This is a genomic window from Neisseria sp. P0021.S005, assembly GCF_051956955.1.
Map to the genome: position 1 here is coordinate 1 of NZ_JBQCWY010000717.1, position 1,515 is coordinate 1,515.

The window sequence follows — 1,515 nt, forward strand, 5'->3', positions numbered from 1 at the left end:
ATTGTTACCATCTCGATCCAGTTTTGTTGCAACACAGCAAAACCTTTGCCAAAGATGTTTCCTTACGGACAGAACACGTCGTTTGGATGCCTGAAATGTTAGGCTTGGCCAAAGTAGCCGCTGCCGTCAATCTTTCAGGTTTAAAATATCAGGCCAATCCAGTCATCTTCAAAGCTGTTTACGAACAGAAGATTAACTTGGCTGATGCAAATGTATTCCGATCATGGGTCGGCAAACAGACAAGTTTTGACAGTCAAAAACTACTTCAAACCTACAATAGCCCTGCTGCCGCGTCGGCTGCTGCAAAAATGCAGCAATTGACGGAAACTTATCGAATTGAAAACACACCAACTGTCATCGTCGGTGGTAAATACAAAGTCAATTTCAATGGTAGCGACTGGAAAGTCGGTATGAAAACCATAGACGAGCTCATCGTCAAAGTCCGCCGCGAACAATCCTCAAAACCACTTTAACTATTCAACAAAAGAAAGACGGCCTCAAGGCCGTCTGAAAACTTATGGACATTTTGATTTTATTTAAAGCACTTATTCTCGGTATTATCGAAGGTTTAACCGAGTTCCTCCCTATTTCAAGTACCGGTCACTTGATTGTATTTGGCGACTTAATGAATTTCCAAAGCAACGGAAAAGTATTCGAAATTGCCATCCAGCTCGGTGCCGTATTAGCCGTCGTATTCGAATATCGCCAACGATTTACCCATATCATAAAAGGACTAGGCAAAGAGCGAACAGCCAATCGCTTTGTGCTGAATTTATTTATCGCGTTCATCCCCGCTGCGATTGTTGGCCTCTTATTCAGTAAACAAATTAAATTGCATCTTTTCAACCCCATTACTGTTGCTACTATGCTAGTACTCGGTGGTTTCTTCATTTTATGGGTTGAAAAACGCCAAACAACAGCCAAACCTAAAGTCAATCATGTAGACGATATGCGCCCAATCGACGCATTTGTTGTAGGATGCGCCCAAATTTGTGCCCTTATCCCTGGGACATCACGTTCAGGCAGCACCATCATGGGCGGTATGCTGTGGGGATTAGAACGTAAAACGGCTACCGAATTTTCATTCTTCCTTGCTGTACCAATGATGATTGCGGCAACAGGTTACGACATCTTAAAAAACTACAAACTCTTTACCTTACAAGATGTCGGACAAATTGCCATCGGTTTTATCGCAGCATTTATCGCCGGTCTATTGGCAGTAAAAGCTTTGCTGAAATTTATCTCCAGTAAAAACTATGTACCTTTTGCCTACTACCGTATTGTATTTGGTGGTCTGATTCTCCTTACTTGGATGCTGGGCTGGGTCAGCTGGAGCGAATAGCCCCTCTCCCTAAAGGACGTGCCTGAGCACGTCCTATTTCTTTATCCGCTTCCTCCCTTTAGATCAGGTTTCTACCCCGTAAAAGGCCGACACTCCGCATCATTGCCCCTAAATATCTCCTCACCGTCCGTACAGCTGCCCTTCCCCTTCATCTTCCCGCACACCACCGCCGT

Annotated in this window: 2 protein-coding genes; both read left to right on the forward strand. The window is 44.2% G+C overall.

The genetic code is table 11. The features are described from left to right. On the forward strand, positions 1-473 hold a 473-nt coding region (locus tag ACTHUE_RS18640; RefSeq protein WP_440424148.1), incomplete at its 5' end, for a DsbA family protein. A 44-nt stretch (positions 474-517) separates the two neighbouring features. Next, positions 518-1,342 carry an undecaprenyl-diphosphate phosphatase gene (locus tag ACTHUE_RS18645; protein ID WP_049337089.1) on the forward strand — a complete coding sequence of 275 codons (825 nt, stop codon included), beginning with the start codon at positions 518-520 and terminating at the stop codon, positions 1,340-1,342. Positions 1,343-1,515 lie beyond the last annotated feature (173 nt).

Coding starts and splice junctions, on each gene's coding strand:
- ACTHUE_RS18645 (WP_049337089.1), top strand. CDS start 518: ATGGACATTTTGATTTTATTTAAAGCACTTATTCTCGGTATTATCGAA.